At 52.8% G+C, this 23541-nt stretch carries 28 protein-coding genes (1 of these 28 cut by a window edge); 24 read left to right on the top strand and 4 right to left on the bottom strand.

Annotation, left to right across the window (positions count from 1 at the left end):
* The 19 genes from ACIHKT_RS09880 to ACIHKT_RS09790 all read left to right on the top strand — a co-directional run.
* Positions 1 to 325: the 3' portion of a biotin transporter BioY gene (locus tag ACIHKT_RS09880; protein WP_086036761.1), read on the top strand. It extends 245 nt beyond the left edge of the window; only the last 325 of its 570 coding nucleotides appear in the window; its start codon lies off the left edge, out of view; its stop codon occupies positions 323 to 325.
* The gene (locus tag ACIHKT_RS09875) at positions 306 to 701 is read left to right on the top strand and encodes a DUF1284 domain-containing protein (protein WP_086036760.1); all 396 of its coding nucleotides are present in this window, start codon (positions 306 to 308) and stop codon (positions 699 to 701) included. The genes ACIHKT_RS09880 and ACIHKT_RS09875 overlap by 20 nt, the downstream gene beginning before the upstream one ends.
* Before the next feature lie 248 nt (positions 702 to 949).
* Entirely contained in the window at positions 950 to 1378 is a 429-nt protein-coding gene (gene rplM, locus ACIHKT_RS09870; protein ID WP_086036759.1) for a 50S ribosomal protein L13, read from the top strand.
* Between the two features lie 20 nt (positions 1379 to 1398).
* On the top strand, positions 1399 to 1800 hold the full coding sequence (rpsI, locus tag ACIHKT_RS09865; protein WP_086036758.1) for a 30S ribosomal protein S9: 402 nt from the start codon (positions 1399 to 1401) through the stop codon (positions 1798 to 1800).
* 795 nt (positions 1801 to 2595) lie between these two features.
* Entirely contained in the window at positions 2596 to 3816 is a 1221-nt protein-coding gene (locus ACIHKT_RS09860; protein WP_086036757.1) for a G5 domain-containing protein, read from the top strand.
* A gap of 224 nt (positions 3817 to 4040) precedes the next feature.
* Positions 4041 to 4400 carry a hypothetical protein gene (locus ACIHKT_RS09855; RefSeq protein ID WP_086036756.1) on the top strand — a complete coding sequence of 120 codons (360 nt, stop codon included), beginning with the start codon at positions 4041 to 4043 and terminating at the stop codon, positions 4398 to 4400.
* A gap of 214 nt (positions 4401 to 4614) precedes the next feature.
* Entirely contained in the window at positions 4615 to 5253 is a 639-nt protein-coding gene (gene rpe, locus ACIHKT_RS09850; protein WP_086036755.1) for a ribulose-phosphate 3-epimerase, read from the top strand.
* 137 nt (positions 5254 to 5390) lie between these two features.
* Positions 5391 to 5924 carry a stage V sporulation T C-terminal domain-containing protein gene (locus ACIHKT_RS09845; RefSeq protein ID WP_086036754.1) on the top strand — a complete coding sequence of 178 codons (534 nt, stop codon included), beginning with the start codon at positions 5391 to 5393 and terminating at the stop codon, positions 5922 to 5924.
* A gap of 147 nt (positions 5925 to 6071) precedes the next feature.
* On the top strand, positions 6072 to 6575 hold the full coding sequence (rimP, locus tag ACIHKT_RS09840) for a ribosome maturation factor RimP (RefSeq protein ID WP_404352457.1): 504 nt from the start codon (positions 6072 to 6074) through the stop codon (positions 6573 to 6575).
* The gene (gene nusA / locus ACIHKT_RS09835) at positions 6562 to 7680 is read left to right on the top strand and encodes a transcription termination factor NusA (protein WP_086036752.1); all 1119 of its coding nucleotides are present in this window, start codon (positions 6562 to 6564) and stop codon (positions 7678 to 7680) included. Before rimP ends, nusA begins: the two co-directional genes overlap by 14 nt.
* A gap of 114 nt (positions 7681 to 7794) precedes the next feature.
* The gene (gene rnpM, locus ACIHKT_RS09830) at positions 7795 to 8070 is read left to right on the top strand and encodes an RNase P modulator RnpM (protein ID WP_086036751.1); all 276 of its coding nucleotides are present in this window, start codon (positions 7795 to 7797) and stop codon (positions 8068 to 8070) included.
* Positions 8057 to 8365, top strand: a complete 309-nt coding sequence (locus tag ACIHKT_RS09825) for a ribosomal L7Ae/L30e/S12e/Gadd45 family protein (protein ID WP_086036750.1) — start codon at positions 8057 to 8059, stop codon at positions 8363 to 8365. Before rnpM ends, ACIHKT_RS09825 begins: the two co-directional genes overlap by 14 nt.
* A 21-nt stretch (positions 8366 to 8386) precedes the next feature.
* A complete protein-coding gene (gene infB, locus ACIHKT_RS09820) occupies positions 8387 to 10834 on the top strand; it encodes a translation initiation factor IF-2 (protein ID WP_086036749.1) in 2448 nt (815 codons plus the stop codon).
* A 111-nt stretch (positions 10835 to 10945) separates the two neighbouring features.
* Positions 10946 to 11314, top strand: a complete 369-nt coding sequence (rbfA, locus tag ACIHKT_RS09815) for a 30S ribosome-binding factor RbfA (RefSeq protein WP_086036748.1) — start codon at positions 10946 to 10948, stop codon at positions 11312 to 11314.
* The gene (locus ACIHKT_RS09810) at positions 11295 to 12251 is read left to right on the top strand and encodes a bifunctional oligoribonuclease/PAP phosphatase NrnA (protein ID WP_174193599.1); all 957 of its coding nucleotides are present in this window, start codon (positions 11295 to 11297) and stop codon (positions 12249 to 12251) included. Before rbfA ends, ACIHKT_RS09810 begins: the two co-directional genes overlap by 20 nt.
* Entirely contained in the window at positions 12248 to 13186 is a 939-nt protein-coding gene (gene truB, locus ACIHKT_RS09805) for a tRNA pseudouridine(55) synthase TruB (protein ID WP_086036746.1), read from the top strand. The genes ACIHKT_RS09810 and truB overlap by 4 nt, the downstream gene beginning before the upstream one ends.
* Positions 13155 to 14081: a riboflavin biosynthesis protein RibF gene (gene ribF / locus ACIHKT_RS09800; protein ID WP_157659004.1), complete on the top strand. Its 927-nt coding sequence runs from the start codon at positions 13155 to 13157 to the stop codon at positions 14079 to 14081. Before truB ends, ribF begins: the two co-directional genes overlap by 32 nt.
* Before the next feature lie 124 nt (positions 14082 to 14205).
* A complete protein-coding gene (gene rpsO, locus ACIHKT_RS09795) occupies positions 14206 to 14469 on the top strand; it encodes a 30S ribosomal protein S15 (RefSeq protein ID WP_086036744.1) in 264 nt (87 codons plus the stop codon).
* Between the two features lie 188 nt (positions 14470 to 14657).
* Entirely contained in the window at positions 14658 to 16829 is a 2172-nt protein-coding gene (locus tag ACIHKT_RS09790) for a polyribonucleotide nucleotidyltransferase (RefSeq protein WP_086036743.1), read from the top strand.
* A 55-nt stretch (positions 16830 to 16884) separates the two neighbouring features.
* Here ACIHKT_RS09790 and ACIHKT_RS09785 read toward each other — a convergent pair whose 3' ends face one another.
* Complete coding sequence (locus tag ACIHKT_RS09785) at positions 16885 to 17106, bottom strand: DUF378 domain-containing protein (RefSeq protein ID WP_086036742.1); 222 nt, start codon at positions 17104 to 17106, stop codon at positions 16885 to 16887.
* A gap of 148 nt (positions 17107 to 17254) precedes the next feature.
* Between ACIHKT_RS09785 and proB the strand changes: the two genes are divergently transcribed.
* A complete protein-coding gene (gene proB / locus ACIHKT_RS09780; RefSeq protein ID WP_086036741.1) occupies positions 17255 to 18061 on the top strand; it encodes a glutamate 5-kinase in 807 nt (268 codons plus the stop codon).
* 45 nt (positions 18062 to 18106) lie between these two features.
* Complete coding sequence (locus ACIHKT_RS09775; protein ID WP_086036740.1) at positions 18107 to 19357, top strand: glutamate-5-semialdehyde dehydrogenase; 1251 nt, start codon at positions 18107 to 18109, stop codon at positions 19355 to 19357.
* A 7-nt stretch (positions 19358 to 19364) separates the two neighbouring features.
* On the opposite strand, the gene ACIHKT_RS09770 is transcribed toward ACIHKT_RS09775, so the two are convergent.
* From ACIHKT_RS09770 to ACIHKT_RS09760, 3 genes are read right to left on the bottom strand one after another with little or no spacing between them, the layout of a single operon-like run.
* Entirely contained in the window at positions 19365 to 19712 is a 348-nt protein-coding gene (locus ACIHKT_RS09770; protein ID WP_404352452.1) for a hypothetical protein, read from the bottom strand.
* 29 nt (positions 19713 to 19741) lie between these two features.
* Positions 19742 to 20116, bottom strand: a complete 375-nt coding sequence (locus ACIHKT_RS09765) for a hypothetical protein (protein WP_086036738.1) — start codon at positions 20114 to 20116, stop codon at positions 19742 to 19744.
* Positions 20117 to 20119: 3 nt separating this feature from the next.
* On the bottom strand, positions 20120 to 20332 hold the full coding sequence (locus ACIHKT_RS09760; protein WP_086036737.1) for a hypothetical protein: 213 nt from the start codon (positions 20330 to 20332) through the stop codon (positions 20120 to 20122).
* Between the two features lie 78 nt (positions 20333 to 20410).
* Between ACIHKT_RS09760 and ACIHKT_RS09755 the strand changes: the two genes are divergently transcribed.
* The 3 genes from ACIHKT_RS09755 to ACIHKT_RS09745 all read left to right on the top strand — a co-directional run bounded on the left by ACIHKT_RS09755 (position 20411) and on the right by ACIHKT_RS09745 (position 23540).
* On the top strand, positions 20411 to 20878 hold the full coding sequence (locus ACIHKT_RS09755) for a metallophosphoesterase (RefSeq protein WP_086036736.1): 468 nt from the start codon (positions 20411 to 20413) through the stop codon (positions 20876 to 20878).
* Positions 20879 to 20964: 86 nt separating this feature from the next.
* A complete protein-coding gene (locus ACIHKT_RS09750; RefSeq protein WP_086036735.1) occupies positions 20965 to 22665 on the top strand; it encodes a phospho-sugar mutase in 1701 nt (566 codons plus the stop codon).
* 332 nt (positions 22666 to 22997) lie between these two features.
* Positions 22998 to 23540 carry a GNAT family N-acetyltransferase gene (locus ACIHKT_RS09745; RefSeq protein ID WP_174193593.1) on the top strand — a complete coding sequence of 181 codons (543 nt, stop codon included), beginning with the start codon at positions 22998 to 23000 and terminating at the stop codon, positions 23538 to 23540.
* Position 23541: the final 1 nt, after the last annotated feature.

Raw genomic sequence — 23541 nt, 5'->3', positions numbered from 1 at the left:
CCCAACAGGTGGTTATCTGTTGGGATATTTGGTACTGGCAGCGGCAGAAGGTCTGCTGTATCGCATCTTGAACGGTGGAAAACAGGCGTTGCTGAAAAAATCTGCCGCACTGGTTATTTCCATGTTGGTCGGTACGGCAGCCCTCTATACATTAGGAACCTGTTGGTTTATTCTGGTTACACATACACCGCTGCCGGCCGCGATGATGACCTGCGTAGTGCCGTTCCTGCCTGGGGATGCTGTTAAGATTGCTGCTGTTACCGTTTTGGTGCCGCAGCTGGAGCGCGCATTGGGACGCTTAAATCATGGCTGCCCGGCAGAATGAACCGCTGCCCCTGCGGCCGCATCACGGCCTGTGCCTATTACATTATATAGGAAGAGGGTACAGCGACGCTTTTACACAAAATATGAGTAAAAAAGCAGTCCATCTGCGGGAAGAACCGGACACGGAAATCGTCCTGTGTACACAGACGGACAGCCTTTGCGACAGCTGCCCCAATCGATGCGGCACGCATTGCAGCAGTGAAAAACCAAAGAGGTATGATGAGGCGGTCCTGCGTTTGTGCGGTCTGCAGGCCGCACAAACGCTTCCGTGGCGGGAACTGCGCCGTCGGTGCAGACAGCTTGCACAGAGCGGTATGGAGAGCGTCTGTGGGGACTGTCAGTGGTTTACACTCTGCCGAGAGGTAGAACGCACGTGAAAAAAATGAAATGACGCGCCAGCTACAGCAAGGAATCGGCCGATTTACCCCGAAAATGAGAGCATTCAGATAGGTAAATTACGAAAATCGGGATTCCACCCTTGACAGCAGACACTGCTTGTGGTAATATCATAACTGCAATTCCTTTGCAGTACAGGATTTTTCTGTGCTGTGCACGCTGTAAGCTAAGCGAAAGCCGCCCCGCCTGGGGCGGGGCGATTGTAATATTTATATTGGAGGTTCCGCTCATGTCCACTTATATGGCGAAGGCCCAGGAGGTCAAACGCAAGTGGTATGTCATCGACGCCGAAGGCAAGCCCCTCGGTCGTGTGGCTGCCCAGGTCGCCGTCCTGCTTCGCGGCAAAGAAAAGACAACCTATACGCCCCATGTTGACTGTGGTGACAATGTCATCGTTATCAACTGCGCCAAGGTTGTTCTGACCGGCAAAAAGCTGGAAAAGAAGCATTGGTATCATCATACAGGCTATATCGGTCATTTGAAAGATGTCCGCTATGACACCCTGATGCGGGAAGACCCCTGCGCTGCTATGAAGAAGGCAGTGAAGGGCATGCTTCCTGACAACACCCTCGGCCGCAATGCGCTCACCCGTCTTCGCACTGTCGAAGGCGCAGAACATCAGCATGCAGCCCAGCAGCCCACAGTCTGGGAACTTTGAGGGAGGAGGACTAGCAGATTATGTATGATAAAACACCTTATTTCTATGGTACTGGCAGAAGAAAAAGCTCGGTAGCCCGTGTACGTCTGTATCCTGGCACAGGAAAGGTCACCATCAACGACCGCAGCATTGATGACTATTTCGGTCTGGACACTCTGAAGTTCATCGTCCGCCAGCCGCTGGAGCTGACAGGACTGACCAGCAAATATGACGTTGTCTGCCGTGTTTCCGGCGGCGGTGTCACTGGTCAGGCTGGTGCAATCCGCCACGGTATTGCACGTGCCCTGCTGAAGGTAGACAGTGACAGCCTGCGCCCGGCGCTGAAAAAGGCCGGATTCCTCACTCGTGACCCGAGAATGAAGGAACGTAAGAAGTACGGCTTGAAGGCTGCACGTCGCGCACCGCAGTTCTCTAAGCGCTGATTTATTTATGGAAAAAATGGACTCGGAAGCAAATGCTTCCGGGCCTTTTTTTATGCAGCAGAAAATTATTCACCACTTTTCAACATGCGGGGTGGAAAGCCCTGGTAATCCTTTATATGCTTTGCACCACAATGCGGAAATATAATTATATTTTTTATGGGGAATACAAGATTAAAATGAGGAGAAAAAGTTTTCAACGTTGGTTTTCCTTACGAAAGAGAGAAGAGAATGGACATGGTCGAATTACACAAAGCAGGGATGAAATGGGTGAAAAACAGTTACAAATATGAAACAGAATGCGACTGATTTGATACTTTTCAGGATTTAATTTTGTCATTCGGTGGGATTTCAGTGAGAAATGACAAACCCGCTGAAAGCAAAAAATCTTTATCTACCACAGCGGGAAAAAAATACCGCTGTTTTTTTAAATTACTCACCTAAAAAGCTGTATTTTTCATCAAAATAAGGGAGTAAACGTTCATGTAATCTTTGTAACAGAATTGTAATTGTTAAAGTTCATGCATAATGTACAGAAAAGCAGCAGTATGCTGCCGCCAGCCGGCCCGAAAAGCAGGGACATTTTGAATCTTTAATTACTTTTCCGAGAATTTAGTTGTGCATAGTGTACAAAAACTTTAAATTTTACAACTTGACATAGACAGTTTGAACAGGTATCATGCAATCGTTGGCTGCAGAAAGCCAGCCGCCGACCGCATGGTTCGGTGCTGCATATGTACGCTGAAAAAAACAATGACAGAATGTTATGAAGAATTGAAGAGAGTCAGGTGAACCAGAATGCATAAGGCAAGCAGAACGTTACTTGCACTGGGCGCTGTCTTTACCTTTGGGTTGGGCACCGCCGGTACAGCCATGGCCGCCACAGAAACCGCGACCGTGACCAAAAACGGAGAAAGCAAAGCACTTTACATGCTGACGAGCAGTGACACGAACGACATCCTGAAAAAAGCAGGCGTTACCATAAACAACGGTGACTTGGTCCTGCGTTCCGCAAGTCCGGAGGGAAACATAAAGGTTGATGTCCGGACCGCTTACCCCGTGACCGTCGCGGCGGACGGCAATTACTCCATCGTTACCGCCCATTACGGTGATACTGCACGGCAGGTGCTGGCGCAGGCCGGTATAAAGCTGGGCACAGTGGATACCGTCAATGTGCCGCTGGATCAGGTGATGTCGAAAAACACCCGCATTAACGTCAACCGCAACCACATTGTTACGGTAGAAGCAGACGGGGTGAAGTCCCAGGTAATCCTGCCGGTGTCGGCTTCCGCAAAAGAATCCGTCCACAAGGCGGGTGTTGCGCTGAATACGAACGATGAAGTGCGTACCGATTCCGACAAAAAGACCGTTTCCGTTTCCCGTGTCACTTATAAGGAGACTTCCACTACGGAAGAAATTCCTTATGAAACAGTCGTCAAGGAAGACAGCAGCCTGCTGGCGGGCCACACAGAAGTGCAGTCATCCGGCCGCAATGGTACCAGAAAGATTGTGTACCGCACAAAGTACATAGATGGTAAAAAAGATAAAACCGAAAAAGTTTCCGCTTCTGTTGTAAAAGAAGCTGTGAACCGCATTGTTGTCAAGGGAACCAAAGTGAAAGAAACAGAGCAGCCGGCTGCCGAGAAGAGCAGTTCCAGCCAATCTACTGCTAAGAAGACAGCAACGGCTTCCTCCAGCAGTAAAAAGACCACAGCCAGCGGCCTTTCTTACAGCCGTATGCTGACCGGTATGTGCACAGCATATACTGGCGGCGGCACCACCGCCACCGGCTTGCCCGCGGCAGTGGGACGTGTAGCAGTCAATCCGAACGTGATTCCCTATGGCACACGTTTGTACATCACTTCCGCTGACGGCAGCTATGTGTATGGCTATGCGGTCGCGGCAGATACAGGTGGATTTGTAAACACCAGTTCTACCATGGTTGACTTGTACATGAACTCGGAATCGGAGTGCGAAAACTTCGGACGCCGCAGCATGAATATTTACATTCTCAACTGAACAGAAAAACAATAGGGTTCCGTGTCTGCAGGAAAAATCCGTGCAGATGCGGGCTTTTTTATTTTGTATGGAATTTGTTACGATTTGCGCGAATTTATGAAGGATTTGTAATGAAAGTCTTGCAAACCTGAGATAAAAATGCTATGATAATAACAATTACACAAGTTTTTTACTTTATATGGAAAATATGTTTTGCTGTTAAAAGGACACAGGAGGTTTTTTTCATGAACGGATGTATTTATGTGGGACTGCTGCTGCTGGCGGCGTCTTTGCTGCTGAACACATTTTTTCACCCGCAGGTCCAGAAAAGCCGTTCCCTGTGTCTCTTGCTTGCACTGACTGGCGGTATATCAGTTATCCTGCAGCAGGACAGCGCCGGTTTGGCTGCGGTTGAGGCAGTACTGGGACTCGTTCTAATCGGTTGTACCGTGCTGTCCCTGCTGACAGAGCGGCATGACCGCCGGGCCGCACAAATTACCCGGCGGCGCCGTGCGGAAAGACAATGCTGGGAAGAGGAACGCCTGCAGGAGGACCTCGCCATGGTGGAACGGGAACTTGAAAACGTCACGGAAAACGTTGCTTAACCATATCCACTTTTTCCAAAAACAAAATGAACTGCAGGGCGGGCCGCACAAACAGATGCTATGTGCATAGACTGTAAGTGCGGGGCAAAGCTTTTTAACCGCTTAATCATAGATGGGACCGACGGGCGTTAGATACCCCGCCGGTCTTTTTCTTATTTTCGTGCCGGTATTTTTGTGGTACAATCAGGATAGGAAAGGCGAGGAGGAGCAAACTATGAAAATCGCAGTATCTATTTTGGGAGCGAACTTTGCAGACCTTGGCACCGAGGTCCGTCAGCTGGACCGTGCCGGTGCGGATTGGGTACATGTGGACGTCATGGATGGCCACTTTGTGCCAAATATTACATTTGGCCCGAATATGGTGCATTCCCTGCGGCCGCTGACGGAAAAGCCGCTGGACGTACATTTAATGATTTCACAGCCGCAAGCATACATTCCACAATTTATTCAGGCGGGTGCCGATGTGGTCACGTTCCATCTGGAAGCGGAGGGCGACCCGGCGCAGACCATTCAGCAAATCCATGCGGCCGGAGCGAAGGCCGGTATTTCCGTTAAGCCGGGGACACCGGTCACCGCACTACGGCCCTATCTTTCACAGGTAGACATGGTTCTCATCATGAGCGTGGAACCGGGGTTCGGCGGCCAGAAATTCAACCCAGCCATGCTGGAAAAAGTTCGCTGGCTGAAAAAAGAAGCACCGCAGCTGCCGGTGGAAATAGACGGTGGTATTAATCCGGACACTATCCATGCGGCGGCTGAGGCCGGCGTGGAAATCTTTGTCGCGGGCAGTGCTATTGTTGGAAAGGCGGACTATAAAGCCGCCGTGACGGCGCTGCACCGCGCATCTGAGTAGAGGAATCCCCCTTTTTGCCAATAATCGGTATATTCTATTGCAAAATACTGGTACATAGCGTATTTTTTGAATTGCTGTAAATACTAAACCTTACCTGAAAGAATAGGGAGTAACTTTGATGAAGGGGATGTTTGGTATTGAAAGCGACCGGGATCGTAAGAAGAATAGATGACCTGGGGCGGGTGGTCATCCCGAAGGAAATCCGCCGTACACTGCGTATCCGAGAGGGCGATGCTCTGGAAATCTTTACAGACAATCAGGGTGGCGTCATTTTTAAAAAATATTCACCGATTGGAGAAATGTCGTTGTTTTCTACCCAGATGGCAGAGGTGCTCAGCAAAACCGCTGGTGTACCCGCGCTGGTGTGCGACCGGGACCATGTAGTTGCCGCTGCTGGTGTTTCAAAACGGGAATACCTGGAACGGCGCATTAGTCAGGAACTGGAAGACTGCATCAATGCCCGTCACAGCTTTGTGCAGGCAGAGGGAAAGGAACTGCACCCTGTGGAGGGTATGGGAGAATGCGCCGCTGTGGCGATAAGCCCCATTTTGGCGCAAAGTGATGTTCACGGCGCAGTGGTCCTGCTTGTCGGCGGTACCGGCGCGCCCGCGGAAGGCGGCCGATTGACACAGCTGGCGGCCGATTTTCTGGCGAAACAGCTGGAAAGCTGAAAAAGGGCGGCACGAAGCCGTTTTTTTGCGAAACGGCTTGCAATTTACCCGTGTTTATGTTAAACTGGCTAAGGTATAGACTGGAATGGTGAAAGAGTGGGGCGACCCACTCTTTTGTTTGCATTATATACTTTATGAGGTGAAACAATGGCAGCAAGAAAAAAAGGCCCTAATACCGCGCAGGCGGTGCGGGAACTGGCACAGCCGCTGGCAGAAGAACTGGGGCTTCAGCTGTGGGACGTGCGCTTTGTGAAAGAGGGCGCCGACTGGTATCTGCGTATTTATATCGACAAAGAGGGCGGCATTTCCATTGATGAGTGCGTCAATATGACGCACGCGGTCGACAAACCACTGGATGCACTGGACGCGGTTGCCGGTTCCTATACGCTGGAGGTCAGTTCCCCCGGCATTAACCGTCAGCTGACTAGACCGGAGCATTTTGCCGCCTGCATAGGCAGACTGGTATGGGTGCGCTTTATCCGTCCCTTTGCAGATGGAAGCCGTGAGGTAATAGGGACTCTGGCTGCTTACAAGGATGCTGCTATGACGCTACAGAACGAACAGGGAGAAACCATGACGGTTCCCACAGCGGACACGGCCTGGGTAAAACTGTACGATGACGATGATGGAGGCAACCATGAAAACGAGTGAGGAAGACATCGGGATTGTGGAATCCCTGGAAATGCTGGAGAAAGAGCGCGGTATCCCGAAGGACTATATGGTCGAGCAGATTTGTAAGGCAATCACTACAGCCTGCAAAAACAGCTATGACAACGACAACGTTTCTGTCTATTTGAACAAAGACAAAAATGAATTTGAAGTATTCCTGCGCAAAGAAGTTGTGGACGATGTTCTGGACCCCAACAATGAGATTATGCTGGAAAAGGCGCGCAGAATTGACCCAACCTGTGTCGAGGGTGACCAGGTAAGCGTACAGCTGCACACCAAAGAGTTCGGACGCATTGCCGCGCATCAGGCACGCGGTGTCATTCGGCAGGGCATTCGTGCCGGTGAGCGCGGTTTGATGCTCAAGGAATTCCAGGCAAAGCACCAAGAACTGGTGGATGCTATAGTAGAGCGGGTGGACCCGCGCTCCGGAGCGGCGACCGTCCGCATCGGCAAAAGTGAAGCACTGCTGCCGCGCAGCGAAATGGTGGAGAACGAAACATTCCGCGACGGCGACCATATCAAAGTGTATGTTGTAGATGTGCGTGATACCGAAAAAGGCCCGCATGCGATTATCAGCCGCACGCATCCGGATCTTGTCAAACGCCTGTTTGAAACAGAAGTACCGGAAATTTACGACGGCACAGTTGAAATTAAGGCCGTTTCCCGTGAAGCCGGTTCCCGTACAAAGCTGGCAGTTTTGTCCCACGACCCAGCAGTGGACGCCGTCGGTGCCTGCATTGGTGCACGCGGCGGCCGTGTCGGCGTCATTGTCGACGAACTCGGCGGTGAAAAAATCGATATTGTCGAATACAGCGATGACCCACAGCAGTTTATTGCCAACGCATTGTCCCCGGCCAATGTCCTTTCGGTGGAGTTGGCAGAGGACGGTTCCCATGCCTGCCGTGTTACCGTACCAGATAGCCAGCTGTCCCTGGCAATCGGCAATAAGGGACAAAATGCCCGCCTGGCGGCAAAGCTGACAGGCTGGAAAATCGACATTAAGCCGGAAAGCGGTTTTTACGGCGATGGGGAAACTGAGGGGTCGGCACAGCAGCCGGAAAAGGAAATCGCTGAACCGGAGGAGTAATCCGCCCACGGCAGTCTGTGTCTGTAAAGCGGCAGTCCCTCTTTTTACATACTGCCCGCCGGCTGTGCTTCATTTATTGGAACGCTTATGTCAGTTTGGTCAGGAGGCCTGCAAGTGCACCAGAAAAAAGTTCCGCTGCGGATGTGTACCGGATGCGGTGAGATGAAACAAAAAAAAGAATTGGTCCGAGTGGTGCGTTCCCCCGAAGGGGAAATTTCACTGGATTTAACCGGCCGCAAACCGGGACGGGGCGCCTACGTGTGCCGCAGTATTGTCTGCCTGCGCCGTGCACGCAAAGCACGCCGTTTTGAAAAGGCCTTTTCCTGCCAGATACCGGAAGAAGTTTATGACCGTATGGAGAAGGAGATGGAACAGGATGCCTGTGAATAAGATACTGTCCATGCTGGGACTGTGCCGCCGGGCCGGTAGAATACAGCTAGGCCATGACCCTGTGCTGGAAAGTGTGCGCAGCGGAAAAGCCCGGCTGGTCCTGCTGGCGCGGGACCTTTCCGCACACACAGCGGGCGGCATTCAATACGCCGCCCAGCAGATGGGCATACCTGTATGTGTATTGAGCTGCACCATGGAAGAAATGGGCGCGGCGCTGGGAAAATATGCGGGTGCCGCAGCAGTGGAGGACACCGGCTTTGCCAATAAATTGAAGACGCTTTGTACGGACAGATGAGATGAGGAGGAATGTTATAATATGATGATTAAATACCGGGTGCACGAGGTAGCGAAGGATCTCAATGTCCCAAACAAGGACGTCATTGATGTCCTGCAGAAATACACTGGCGAAACAAAAAAGCACATGACTGCTTTAAATGAGGACGAACTGGATTTGGTATTTGAAACTTTTACACAGAAGAATAATAAAAAAGACCTAAATGATTACTTTGCACAGCGGGAGGAAAGAGCCGTGACGGTATCCGAAGAGGGTTCGGCAAAAGAAATTCCGCTGAAAGAAGCAGCAAAGAAACAGGAGAACAACGGCCGTCGTCCCGGCAGAAATGCCCGCGGTGCCCAAAACCAGAATCAGAACCAAAATAGGAACCAGAACAACCGACAGCCCGGAAAGCCGCAGCAGAAAGGTGCTGCAGCAAAGCCGAAAAAGGACTCTATCCGCCAAAAGGCAACGATTATTGGACATATTGGCCTTGGCAACGACAACGCTTCCCGCCATTCACACGAGCGCATTGTAGATACCCGCTCCCATGATGTTGAACTGGATAAATACAATGAGAAATATGACCGTCTGGCAAACGAAAAAGTCAAGACAGACAATGTTGTGCATAAGCAGAAACTGAATCAGAAAAGTGCCCGCTACCGCCGCGGCCGTCGGCCCAAGAGAGAAACAGAGGCTGAGCGTCTGCGCCGTATTGCGGCAGAACGCAAGGCAAAGCCGATTACCGTGCAGATTCCGGAAAGCATTACAGTCGGCGAACTGGCACTGCGTCTGAAAGCAACCGTTGCCGAAGTGATTAAAAAGCTGATGCAGAACGGTGTGTTTGCTTCCATCAACGATGAAATCGATTTTGATACGGCTTCTCTGGTCGCAATGGAATTCCACGCAAAGGTGGAAAAAGAAGTCGAAGTCACCATCGAGGAACAGATTATTGATGACAGCGAAGATAAAGAAGAAGATTTGGAAACACGTGCGCCGGTCGTCGTTGTTATGGGCCATGTTGACCATGGCAAAACAAGCCTGTTGGACGCTATCCGCCATACCAATGTGACGAGCAGCGAAGCCGGCGGCATTACACAGCATATCGGTGCATATCAGGTTAAGGTAAATGACCGCATGGTCACGTTCCTGGATACTCCAGGTCATGAGGCTTTTACAACCATGCGTGCCCGCGGTGCAATGGCAACGGATATTGCGGTCCTGGTTGTTGCGGCAGATGACGGCGTTATGCCGCAGACCATTGAGGCAATTCACCATGCAAAGGCAGCAAAGGTCAATATCATTGTTGCTGTTAATAAAATAGATAAGCCCGGCGCCAATCCTCAGATGGTTATGGAACAGCTTACAAAGTACGGCATTGTGCCGGAAGAGTGGGGCGGCAACGTGCCATGTATTCCGGTTTCCGCAAAAACAGGAACTGGTCTGAACGACTTGCTGGAAATGATTCTGCTGGTTGCAGACATGAAGGAACTGAAGGCGAACCCGAACCGTCCGGCAAAGGGCGTCATTATTGAAGCACGTCTGGACAAGGGCCGCGGTCCGATTGCCACCATGCTGGTCCAAAACGGTACCCTGCATCAGGGCGATATTGTTGTAGCAGGCACCAGCGTCGGTCGTGTACGTGCAATGACAAACGAAAGTGGCAGGGAAATTACCTCGGCAAAGCCCAGTGTACCGGTGGAAGTCACCGGTCTGGATAGTGTACCGGCCGGCGGCGATACCTTTAACGCTGTTTCGGATGAACGTCTGGCCCGTGAGCTGGTGGAACAGCGCCGCACTGCTAAGAAAGAGGAGAAGTTTAACGCACGTACCAAGGTTACCCTGGATAACCTGTTTGAGCAGATGCAGCTGGGCGATATGAAAGAGTTACAGCTGATTGTTAAGGCGGATGTGCAGGGTTCGGTTGAGGCAGTTACACAATCACTGGAGAAAATCTCCAATGATGAAGTGCGTGTCAATGTCATTCACGGCGCTGTTGGTGCCATCAGCGAAAGCGATGTCATGCTGGCAGCGGCCAGCAACGCCATTATCGTTGGCTTTAATGTGCGTCCGGACCCGGTCGCGGAGGAAAACGCCAAGCGTGATGGTGTGGATATTCGTCTGTACCGTGTCATTTATGACTGCATTCAGGAAATTGAATCCGCTATGAAAGGCATGCTGGACCCGAAGTACCGCGAAGTACAGCTTGGCCGTGCCGAATGCCGCGAGACCTACAAAATCAGCAGTGTTGGCCTTGTTATTGGCGCCCATGTGGTCTCCGGAAAGATTACCCGCGGTGCCAGTGCGCGTGTTGTGCGTGACGGCATTGTCGTGGCAGATGATACAATCGCTTCTCTGCGCCGCTTTAAGGATGACGTAAAGGAAGTTGTGGAAGGCTATGACTGCGGCATCTGCCTGGAAAAATTCTCCGATATTAAAATCGGTGATATTTTGGAAGCATATACCATGGAGGCTTATCAGCCGGAATAAAGCTGTACACTACAGAAAATGCGTTTTTTACAGGCACAGGTACGGAATCTTGTCTGCGGACAAGGACACTCCGTATGCTGCGCCTGCATTTTCCGACAGGAGGGAATTTTTATGCCGAGTTATAAGCTGGACCGCACGACAGAGGATATCCGCCGCGAACTGACAGCTGTTTTCCGTGAACTGAAAGACCCGCGTGTGAGCAACACACTGCTGAGCATCGTGCGGGTAGAAGTGAGCCGGGACCTTTCGTACTGCACAGTGTATGTCAGCGATATGGAAGGCATGGAGCGCGCCCAGCGGGCAGTGCAGGGACTGAAGTCTGCCGCCGGATTTATCCGCCACGAACTGGGAAGCCGCCTTTCCCTGCGGCATGTACCGGAACTGACCTTTAAGGCAACGGATTCCATTGAGTACAGCGCGAATATTTCCCGTATTCTGGAGGACCTGAAGGAGGAGAAACATGGAAGTAAGCCTGAATGAGGCCGCCGCATGGCTTCTGCAGCAGCAGGACATTACCATTCTGTGCCATCAATCGCCGGACGGCGACACACTTGGCAGCGGAAGTGCCCTGTGCCGTGCGCTGCGCCGTCTTGGCAAGCACGCCCAGGTGCTGTGCTGTGACCCAGTAGGCTCCCGCTTTTCCTTCCTCTTTGCGGGCATGGAAGAACAGAAATTTGAACCAAAAACCATTGTTTCGCTAGATGTGGCGGACGAGCAGCTGCTGGGGGAACTGCAGCCGGTCTACGGCGGTAAAATACAGCTCTGCATTGACCACCACCCAAGCAATACGCACTATGCACAGCGGTATCATGTGGAACCGAAGGCCGCGGCAACCTGCGAAATTTTGTGCAGCTTTCTGCCGCTGCTGGGTGTTCCGCTGGACGAGCCAATAGCAGAGGACCTGTATACTGGCATAATTACCGATACCGGCTGCTTTCAGTTCATCAACACCACACCGCATACCCTGCGAATGGCGGCGAGCCTGATGGAACTGGGAGTACCGACACATAAAATTAACCGCGCTATGTTTGCAACTAAAAGCCGCCAGCGGCTGGAGCTGGAAAAACAGGCGCTGAATCATATCGAATATTATCGAAACGGCAGAATTGCTGTCATTCCGCTGACGTACGCCATGGTACAGCAGACCGGTGCAAGCGATGATGACACGGATGGAATTGCCAACATTCCCCGTTCCATAGAGGGCGTGCAGGTGGGCATTACCGTCAAAGAAAAATCTGACGGAAAAATAAAAGTTTCGCTGCGTGCGCAGCCACCGGTGAACGCTTCAGTTATTTGCAGCCGGTTCGGCGGCGGCGGGCACCCGGGTGCCGCCGGCTGTGCGATGATTGGCTGTAATATGGAAGAGGCAATGAAGAAAATCGTTGCCGCAACAGCGGACTATTTGGAGAAATTATGACCGGAGTGCTGGTGTTGGACAAACCGGAAGGCTTTACCTCTTTTGACGCAGTAGCAGTACTGCGGGGCCTTACCGGTGAACGAAAAATTGGTCATACTGGTACACTGGACCCCATGGCAACCGGTGTGCTGCCCATGCTGCTGGGAAAGGCGACAAGAGCGCTGCCTTTTTTGGCCGAACGGCCCAAAGAATATGAAGCGTCCTTCGCGTTTGGTACGGCGACAGATACGCTGGACTGCACCGGAACGGTGCAGTCGCGGGATGATACACCTATTTCCCGGGAAAGCCTGCTGGCGGTTCTGCCGCGCTTTACTGGGGAGATTCTGCAGACACCGCCTATGTACAGCGCGCTGCGGCATAACGGCGTGCGTCTGTACGATTTGGCCCGGCAGGGAAAGACCGTGGAGCGCCCGCCACGCCGTGTGACTATTTACCGGCTAGAACTGCTTTCTTATAGGGAAACAGACCGTACCGGAACACTGCGGGTGAGGTGTTCCGGTGGTACTTATGTGCGCACACTGTGTGCGGATATAGGGGAAGCACTTGGCTCACACGGAATGATGACAGCCCTGCGCCGGACGGCTGCGGCAGGCTTTACATTGGACGATGCCGTTTCACTGACACAGGCGAAAGCTATGGGACGGGAACGGCTCCTGCAGAAGGTTCTGCCGGTGGAGCATTTGTTTGCGGACCTGCCGCAGGTGACAGTGACCATGCCGCAGGCGAAACGCTTTGCAAACGGCGGCGGACTGTCGCTGGACCGTCTGCACCTGCCAGAGGGACTTTGCGGGAACTGTCGTGTGAGGGACCCTGAGGGGAATTTCCTCGGCCTTGGCGCAGAAGAGAAGGGGAAGGGCCAGCTTTGTGTTGTGCGCCTTTTCTGCACACAGGAGGATGTACAAAATGAAAATCTACCAAGAACTGATACCCTGTGAGGAGCCGACAGCAGTGGCACTCGGTTCCTTTGACGGGCTGCACCTGGGGCACAGGGCGGTCATTTCTCAGACATTGGGTGAACCGGGACTCGTTCCCACCGTGCTCACCTTTGCCCGAAATCCCCTGTGTGATTTGGGTGGAAAAACTGGCGGCGAATTGATGACGCAGCAGCAGAAAGAACAGGTGCTGGAGAAATTTGGTATCAAGCAGCTGTACCGGCTGCAGTTCGCAAGCATTATGCACCTGACCGCAGAGCAGTTTGTGGATGAGGTTCTTATCAAAGTCTGCCACGCAAAAAAAGTGTGCTGCGGGTTTAATTTTACGTTTGGAGAGGGCGGCAGTGCGACCAGCGCGGATCTTACCCACCTGTGTACACAGCGTGGTCTGCGTGTAGCAGTCAAACCAGCCGTTATGGCTGACAATGCACCCATCAGCAGCACCCGTATTCGCGCACTGGTGCGGGCAGGCGCGGTCGGCGAGGCAGCCCGCCTGCTGGGCAGACCATACAGCTACCTTTCAACGGTACAGCACGGCCAGCAGCTGGGCCGTCGGCTTGGAACGCCGACACTGAACCAAAAAATCCCGGACAACTTTGTCCTGCCGCGGTTCGGCGTGTATGCCAGCCGTGTTACCCTGAACGGACACATCTACTGCGGTGTAACCAATGTGGGTATACGGCCCACCGTAGATGGACACTTTGTGTCTGCGGAAACATGGATGCCGGATTATACTGGGCCGGAAGTGTACGGCGCAACGGTATGCACCGATTTACTGCACTTCATTCGTCCGGAAAAGAAGTTTGCCAGTGTGGAGGCATTGGGCAAACAGATTCGGCAGGACGGCGAACACGCAAGGATCTACCTGCAACAAGAATGCAAACAGGCATTTGCGTAACGCGGAAAAATATGCTATACTTGCTTTGCCCATTTCGCGGAGGCCGGCGACTGCCCCACTGGGGGATACCACAACGACCCTCCTCTGCGTATGCGGCAAATATTATAAAAGGTGGTTTTATCTTATGACAAAGGCAGAAAAGACAGAAATTATGAAGAAGTATGCACGGCACGAGGGTGACACTGGCTCTCCGGAAGTACAGGTTGCTGTCCTGACCAAGCGCATCAATGACCTGACTGACCATCTGCGTACTCACCAGAAGGATCATCACAGCCGCCGCGGCCTGCTGAAAATGGTTGGCACCCGCCGCAGCCTGCTGAACTATCTGGAGCGCGTGGATATTGAGCGCTACCGTGCTATCATCAGCGAACTGAATCTGCGTAAGTAATCTGTTTGTGAACCCAATAGAACCGCCGCGGCCGTCTTGTGCGCCTGCGGCGATTTTTTTGCGCTTTTTTGGATTCTCTACACTATTTTTTAAGAAATGCTATAAATATCAGTAGAAATGTACTATAATTTATGCAATCTATATTAATGGGATGAGCATATGAAAAAGCGCAGAAAGGGAGGCTCACTATGTTTGAGAACAGCAGGACCTACCGAACTTCACTTGCAGGTCGTGAACTGCAGATAGAAACAGGAAAGCTTGCGCAGCTGGCAAACGGCGCCTGTATGGTGCGCTACGGTGAAACGGCGGTGCTGTGCACTGCCACAGCCAGCAGCCAGCCGCGGGAAGGTGTGGATTTTTTCCCGCTGTCGGTAGATTATGAGGAAAAAATGTACGCGGTCGGCCGCATTCCCGGTTCCTTTCTTCGACGGGAGGGAAAGCCGCCGGAAGAAGCCGTTTTGGCGGGCCGCTTAATTGACCGGTCCATTCGTCCGCTGTTCCCAAAGGATATGCGCAACGATGTGACCGTGTCCTGTATAGTTATGAGCTTGGACCCGGATTGTTCGCCGGTCATTGCGGCACTCCTCGGCGCAAGCGCGGCACTGTCCATTTCGGATATTCCGTGGGGAGGACCAGTCGCTGCCGTATGTGTGGGCCTTGCACCGGATGGAACTTTTCTCATCAATCCAACGGAAGAACAAAGAAAAGACAGCCGTATGGCTGTAACGGTCGCTTCCGCAGGGGAACGCATGGTGATGATAGAGGCAGGTGCCAAAATTGTTGCGGATGAGGAAATGTATCAGGGCATTTTGACGGGGCACCGTGCCAACATGGAGCTGTTGCCGCTTTTTCGGACTATGCGGGAAGAAATCGGGAAAGAAAAATTTACATATACAGCAGAACACGCCAGCGATGAGATGCAGGACGACGTGGCAGTGTACGCATTGGACGCTGTGCGCGCGGCGATGGATACCAGCGACAAAATGGTGCGGGACACACGTCTGCAAAAAGTGTATGCGGATGTTTTTGCGCATTTTGCGGAACAATATCCAGACAGTGAAAAACAGCTGGACGAGAGCCTGTACAAACTGCAAAAATATGTTGTGCGCCGCTGGCTGCTGGACGAGAAAAAACGGGTAGACGGCCGCGGAATGGACGAGATTCGCCCGCTGGCGGCGGAAGTAGACCTATTGCCGCGCGTCCATGGTTCCGGCCTGTTTACCCGCGGCCAGACACAGGTCCTTACAACCGTGACGCTCGGGCAGGTGAGTGATGCGCAGACACTGGACGACTTGGGTGAGACCAAAGAAAAGCGCTATATGCATCAGTATAATTTCCCGAGTTACAGCGTTGGCGAAACAAAACCCGGCCGCGGGCCAAACCGCCGTGAAATCGGACACGGCGCGCTGGCGGAGCGGGCACTTCTGCCGGTCATTCCCAGCGTGGATGAATTCCCGTATGCCATGCGGGTTGTCAGTGAGGTGCTTTCCTCCAATGGTTCCACGTCACAGGCAAGCATCTGTGGCAGCACACTGGCACTGATGGCAGCCGGCGTGCCCATTCAAGCGCCGGTGGCGGGCATTTCCTGCGGGCTGGTCACGGAGGGCGAGCACTGGATGACCATGGTGGACATACAGGGCATTGAGGATTTCTTCGGAGATATGGATTTTAAGGTGGCTGGTACCAAAGAAGGCATTACGGCTATACAGATGGACCTGAAAATACAGGGGCTGACACCGGCAATGGTGCGGGAAGCCCTGCTGAAAACGCACAAGGCACGTAACGAAATCATTGATGGGGTTCTTTTAAAGGCGATTCCCGCGCCGCGCGGAAAGCTTTCCAAATGGGCACCGAAGATGGAGACGGTGCAGATTCCAGTCGACAAGATTCGAGAAGTTATTGGCACGGGCGGAAAGGTCATTCGGCAGATATGCAGTGAGTGCAATGTACAGATGGACGTCAAAGAGGACGGCCACGTTTATGTTTCCGGCCAGGAGGAAGCGGGCACACAGCGCGCGTTGGACATTATTCACACCATTGTGGAAGGGCCAAAACCCGGCAGAATATACTGCGGCAAGGTTACCCGGCTGATAGACTTCGGCGCATTTGTGGAAATTGCCCCCGGAAAAGAGGGATTGGTACACATTTCACAGCTGGATATCAAACCTGTGAACAAGGTGACAGATGTTGTTAAAGTAGGTGATTCTGTCATGGTTAAGGTTGTGGAAATAGACAGCCGCGGCAGGCTAAACCTTTCCTGTCGGGAAGCGCGCATTGAGCTGGAAGGGCTAAATCCAGCGGATCTGCCGGCACCACAGCCGAGGGAAAATGCCCACCGCAGGCCGACAAAACCCCGTTAGGACAAAAAAACAGAACTGTAGCAAACAGTTCTGCCTTTTCATAGGGGGACGGTGGTCAGATTGCGCCGTGTTCTATATCCGATTCGGTTGTAATGCGCTTAAAGAAAATGGAAATAGACCACAGGGCAGCAATGCCGATGACGGCGTAAATGATGCGGGCAAGCATGGTGGCAGGGCCGCCGCAAATCCATGCAACTAGGTCAAACCGAAAGAATCCAACCAATCCCCAGTTGATTCCGCCGACGACGATGAAAAAAAGAGCAATTTTGTCAAGCATTTTATCATATCCCTCCTTCCCTTTCGCTTAGTATTTGTCTTTCTGCCTGAAATATGATGTTTTCCCTTTCGCAGGTAAAGTATGCTATAATTAAAAGAAAATTTGCCGATGGCGTTCTGCGCTGCGGCGCAGACGGAGGGAACAGAAAATGTCACATATCACGCAAGCAAAACGAGTGGTCATTAAGGTTGGAACCAGTACGCTGGCCTATGAAAACGGACGGCTGAACCTGCGCCGCATGGAGGAACTGTGTAAGGTCCTGTGTGGTTTACAGAATGAGGGCAGGGAGGTGGTTCTGGTCAGCAGCGGCGCCGTAGGCGTTGGTATGGCAAAGCTTGGCCTGCACAAACATCCGGAAGAAATTGAGCAGCGACAGGCAGTTGCCGCGGTTGGTCAATGTGAGCTGATGTTTATGTATGATAAATTTTTCGGCGAATATAATCATACAGTTGGTCAGGTGCTGCTTACACGGGACGTGGTACAGAATCAGGTTACGCGGAAAAATGCAGAAAATACATTTTTAACATTGCTGCACCTTGGCATTATTCCGGTTGTCAATGAAAACGACTCCGTTGCAACGGATGAGCTGGCCGGAAAAAATTTTGGTGACAACGATACCCTTTCAGCAACCGTGGCGGTGCTGTCACAGGCGGATCTGCTGGTTATTTTAACGGATATTGACGGCTTGTATGACGGCAATCCGCGCACGAACCCGCAGGCTAAGCGCATTCCTTATGTTTATGGCATTACGGATAAAATTAAAGCGCTGGCCGGCGGCGCGGGCAGTGACCTCGGCACCGGCGGCATGGCGACAAAAGTATCGGCGGCGGAAATTGCCAACCGTGCGGGAATCCCCTGTGTTGTCCTTTCAGGGGCAAACCCGCGGGATCTGTATGATTTGTTTGACGGAACTGTTTTGGGTACGACCTTTGTACCGGCGCAGGAAAAAAACTAATAATAGGTATTTTCAGGGCAGGGGTTTCTAAAGAAAGGAGCACACATGACACTCATTGAAATGGGACAGGCGGCAAAAGTAGCATCGTCACAGCTGGCAGTGGCCGGTGCGGCACAGAAGGATGCGGCACTGCGGGCAGCTGCAGATGCACTGGAGCAGGGTGAGCCAATGCTGCTGGAAGCAAACCGAAAGGACGTACAGGCGGCGGAAGCGGCGAGGATGCGCCCCGCTATGCTGGACCGCCTGACACTGGATCACACCCGTATTTCTAACATGGCGGACGGTATGCGGCAGGTAGCTGCGCAGGAGGACCCTATAGGGCAGGTCATCGAAGGACGCAACCTGCCAAATGGGCTGGAAATCCGCCGGGTACGGGTGCCGCTGGGTGTTATTGGCATTATTTTTGAGGCACGGCCGAATGTGACAGCCGATGCCGCGGCACTTTGCCTGAAAGCGGGCAATGCCGTTATTCTGCGCGGTGGAAAAGAAGCAATCCACAGCAACACCGTGTGTGCGGACCTTATGCGCGGCGCGGTCGAAAAAACGGGATTGCCGCGGGACTGCATTCAGTTGGTGCAGGATACCAGCCGCAGCTCTTCCACCGGCATGATGCAGATGACCGGCTACCTGGATGTCCTCATTCCGCGCGGCGGCCGTGGCCTGATTCAGAGTGTGGTGCAGAACGCAAAGGTACCGGTTATCCAGACTGGTGCCGGCAACTGCCATGTGTATGTGGACGACAGCGCGGATATTGAAATGGCCGCCAATATCGTTGACAACGCAAAGACCAGCCGCCCCAGTGTCTGCAACGCAATGGAAACGCTTTTGGTCCATCAGGATATTGCAGAAAAAGCCCTGCCCGTTATCGGGGCAAGGCTTTTGGAAAAGCATGTAGAACTGCGCGGCTGCCCGCGCACCCGTGCCATTTTGGGCACGGACAAAGTCGTGCCGGCAACGGAAGCGGACTGGGCAACCGAATACGATGATTATATTCTCGCCATTAAAGTGGTGGACAGTCTGGAGCAGGCGCTGACACATATTGCAAAGTACAGTACCGGACACAGCGAATGCATTGTTACCCGGAACTACCGGAATGCACGCATTTTCCAGCAGCGGGTAGACAGCGCGGCCGTATATGTGAACGCCTCCACCCGCTTTACAGACGGCGGAGAGTTTGGCCTGGGCGCAGAAATCGGCATCAGCACACAAAAGCTGCATGCCCGCGGCCCAATGGGTGTAAACCAGCTGACCAGTACGAAGTTCCTAGTCATGGGCGACGGGCAGGTACGGGCATAATGAGGCCCTACAAAAGCAAATACAAAAGCGCAAACAGCAGGGATGGGTCAGAGTGTTCTTCCTGCATCAGCAGGAGAAGAATACTTAAAATGAGATTTCGTTCGCCGTCCGCAAACAGTGCCTGAAAAAAGCTGGGCGGCTGCGGCGCTTTATCCGATTTTGGCTGCGTGGCCGCGGGCGGTTTTGGCTGCGCGGCCACGGGCGGTTTTGGTGCAGGAGGAGGGGGAGGTCCCTTTTTAGCAAAGGCGCTGCCGCTATAGCCGGGCGGTGCCTTTGCCCGCTGATACATTTCTTGTGTGCGGCGGATTGCGTCTTTGCGCATTTGCTGCATATTTCCCGATTCTTCTGTAGCCACGGTGGAACACCCCTTTCCCTCTGTATTTTTTACAGTGAGCCCAGCAGCCCCGCCTGTTTCAGCATAGGCAGGGCACGCATCAGCTGCATCAGCCGCAGGGCTTCATCCAGTTTTTTCTGCCGTGAGGTTCCCAGCAGCGGCCGCAGGGCATGCAGAAGGCGGGTACTGTTGTCCTCCTGCTGCATGGCGGAAAACATGGGCGCAAGCTTTGTAACCAGCCCAAGCGTTTCTGTGTTCAGTCCGCCAATTCCAGCGGGCGGCGGTGCGGTTGGGGTGGGTTTTGGTTTTGACGGAGGTGCATTGGCGGCACCGCCGCCGCCCAGGGCACCCATAATGGACTGCATCTGCTGCATGGTTGACGGGTCGTTGAGCATGGCAGAAAGTTTTTGGGCAAGGTCTTCCATAGGTTATTTCCCTCCGCCGAATTTTTTCATCAGTTCTTTTGCCTGCGGTGTTGAAAGTAGCTTTTGGGTAGCTTCCTTGCTGTTCAGTACATTGTTCAGCTGTTGTTTTTCAGTTGGGGTCAGCTGCTGTATCAGCTGCTGCACCTGTTCTGGGGTGACTTTCTGCGGAACTTTGCTGGGAAAGCCCGACAGCGGACGATTAGAACGGTTTTGCATAACAGCGACACTCCTTCTGTGTAAATTATGCGTACTGTCCTTACGATATGACACGGAAAAAGAGGAGGTTCTTACAGAATGCGTATACTGGTCGTGTCTGACACACACCGTGACCGATGGGCTTTGCATCGGGCACTGGTGGCACAGCCGAAGGCGCGAACCGTGATTCACCTGGGTGACGGCGAGGAAGAAGCACGGGAAGTGCAGGCTTCCTTTCCGGAAAAGACTTTTTATATGGTGCGCGGCAACTGTGACTGGGGCAGCAAACTGCCTGCCCGCCTGATAGAAAAGATTGGCGGCGTCACTTTTTACATGACGCACGGCTACGCCGAGCACGTAAAGTACGGCATGGATGAGGTGGAGCAGGCCGCCCGTGAAAACGGCGCGCAGGTTTTGCTTTTTGGCCACACGCATGAGGCGCTCACCGCATACGACAGCGGTCTTTATATCCTCAACCCCGGCTCCCTGCACGGCAGCACGGGAACGTATGGTTATGTCGACATTACAGGGGCCGGTATTGTTACAAATATTGTGCATCTGCATTGACTTATAAATCATGAAATGGTAATCTAATGGTAAAAGTATCCGCGCCAAAAAGACGCGGCATGGAAACTGGACAGGAGGATTTTTGTATGACGGAGTATGAAAAATGGCTCGCGCAGGATTTGGCGGACCCGGACCTTATGAAGGAACTGCGGGAGATTAAAAATAAGCCGGATGAGATTAACGACCGTTTCTACCGCAGCCTTTCCTTTGGTACAGCGGGTCTGCGCGGCATCATCGGTGCCGGCACCAACCGCATGAACGTTTACACGGTGGGGCAGGCAACTCAGGGACTGGCCAATTATCTAAACAAACATGTGCAGGGCCGCCGCCCCAGGGTAGCCATTGCGTATGACAGCCGTATTAAATCCGAGGTTTTTGCCAAAGTCAGTGCCGGTGTGCTGGCGGCAAACGGCATTGCCGCCCACATTTACCCATGGCTGTCCCCAACACCGACCCTGTCCTTTGCCGTGCGGGACTTGCGCTGTGATGCGGGCATCAATGTTACAGCAAGCCATAACCCCGCGCAGTACAACGGATACAAGGCATATGGCAGTGACGGCTGTCAGATTACTGCCCAAATGGCAACGGATGTCCAGAACGAGATTGACCATACTGATATTTTTAAGGACGTTCATTTCATCAGCTTTGATGAGGGCGTGAAGCAGGGCCTGATTTCTGTCATTCCAGAGTCGGTGCTGGACGCGTTTCTGGACGCGGTTTATGCGGGGCGTATTCTGCAGAAGCCGTGCGGCAACCTGAAGGTTGTGTATACACCGCTGAACGGAACTGGCCGTGTGTGCTGTACCCGCATTATGGAACGCCTCGGTGTACAAAAAGTGGACGTAGTGCCGGAGCAGGAGTGGCCGGACGGGAACTTCCCGACCTGCCCATTCCCGAACCCGGAGATTCGGGAGGCACTGCAAAAGGGCATTGCGTTGTGTGAAAAAACCGGCGATGACCTTTTGATTGCCACGGACCCGGATTGTGACCGCTGCGGCATTGCCGTTAAGCAGGGAACCGAATACCGCCTGATGACCGGCAACGAGGTGGGTGTGCTGCTGCTCAACTTCATTGCCAGCGCGAAAAAGGAGCAAGGCCGCCTGCCGAAAGCACCGGTTGTCGTCACCAGCATTGTCAGTACAGATATGGTTGCCGCGGTTGCGGCAACCTATGGGGTGGAAGTTCGCCGTGTGTTGACCGGCTTTAAGTATATCGGCGACCAAATTGCCGCGCTGGAGGCCAAGGGCGAGGAGGACCGCTTCCTGCTTGGCTTTGAGGAAAGCTACGGTTACCTTTCTGGCGGTTATGTCCGCGACAAGGACGCTGTTGACGCCACCATGCTCATTTGCGAGATGGCAAGCTGGTATAAGAACAAGGGTATGACGCTGGCAGATGCAATGGAGGACCTGTACAAAACTTATGGATATTACCGCAATGAGGTACTGAACTTCGGCTTTGAGGGCGAGGACGGCATGGTCCAGATGCAGCAGATTATGGAACGCCTGCGTAAGCATACGCCGACCGAAGTTTCGGGGTTCCGTGTGGCCGGCTGGAGCGATTACCAGCGCAGTGTACGCAGTGACGCCGGCAAAGAAAGCAAGATTAACCTGCCGCAGTCCAATGTACTGGAATATCGGCTGGAGAACGGCTGCAAGGTCATTGTGCGGCCCTCCGGCACCGAGCCGAAAATTAAAATTTATCTGTCCGCAAAGGGTAAAAATGAGGCAGAAAGCGCCGCACTGACCGAAAAACTGGCCGCCGGCGGGAAAACACTGCTTGGCATTTAAGAAGCAGAATTTCTACATAACATAACAAATTGACGAATTGTGTCGAAAACTTTTTTGCAGAAATGCTAAAAAAATTACGATTTTCCTTGACGAACCCACAAAGATGCGGTATACTATAAACAGTACAAAGTTCGGACAAACGTGGTCCGCGCGATATATTGGAATCAGCGCCGTGCAAAAAGATGCAGTCCGCTTTGCGGGCAGGAACTTGTATAATGAGGGCAGCCTTTATGGCTGCCCTTTTTGCTGTCTGCTTGTTTTTTTCAGTGGGCTCCCTTATAATAAAAATAAATTCGGCCGAAAAGGCCTGTTTACAGAAAGCGGGGAAGGGAATGGAACACTGCGGAAATATCCGTCCGGCAGCGGCGGACGATGCGGCCCGGCTGGCGGAAATATATGCGCCTTATGCTGAGGAAACCGTCATTACCTTTGAGGAACAGGCGCCGAACGCGGCGGAGATGGCGCGCCGTGTACAGCAGACACAGCGGGAATATCCATGGCTGGTGTATGAAGAGGACGGCCATGTGCAGGGATATGCGTATGCGCACCAGCTGCAGTCCCGTGCGTCGTTCCGCTGGTCGGCGGAAGTCAGTATTTATATCAGCTGGCTGCAGCGCGGACGAGGAATAGGCCGTGCCCTGTATGAGCAGCTGGAAAACCGGCTGCAAAAAATGGGCTGCATTCAGCTGTATGCGCAGATTGCCGTGCCAAATCCGGAAAGCGTGGGATTTCACCATGCGTGCGGGTATGAGGACATCTATCTTTATCCCCATGTAGCGTACAAACTTGGAAAATGGTGTGACCTTGCCGTCCTGACAAAACAGTTGCAGCTGCTGCCGGAACATCCGGCGGACCTGACGGACTGGCGGCCGTAAA

The sequence above is a fragment of the Caproicibacterium sp. XB2 genome (assembly GCF_044880635.1).
In the GTDB taxonomy this organism is placed as follows: Bacteria; Bacillota; Clostridia; order Oscillospirales; family Acutalibacteraceae; genus Caproicibacterium; species Caproicibacterium lactatifermentans.
Note: the sequence above shows the minus strand (reverse complement) of the source record. Positions and strands in the feature narration are given on the sequence as shown.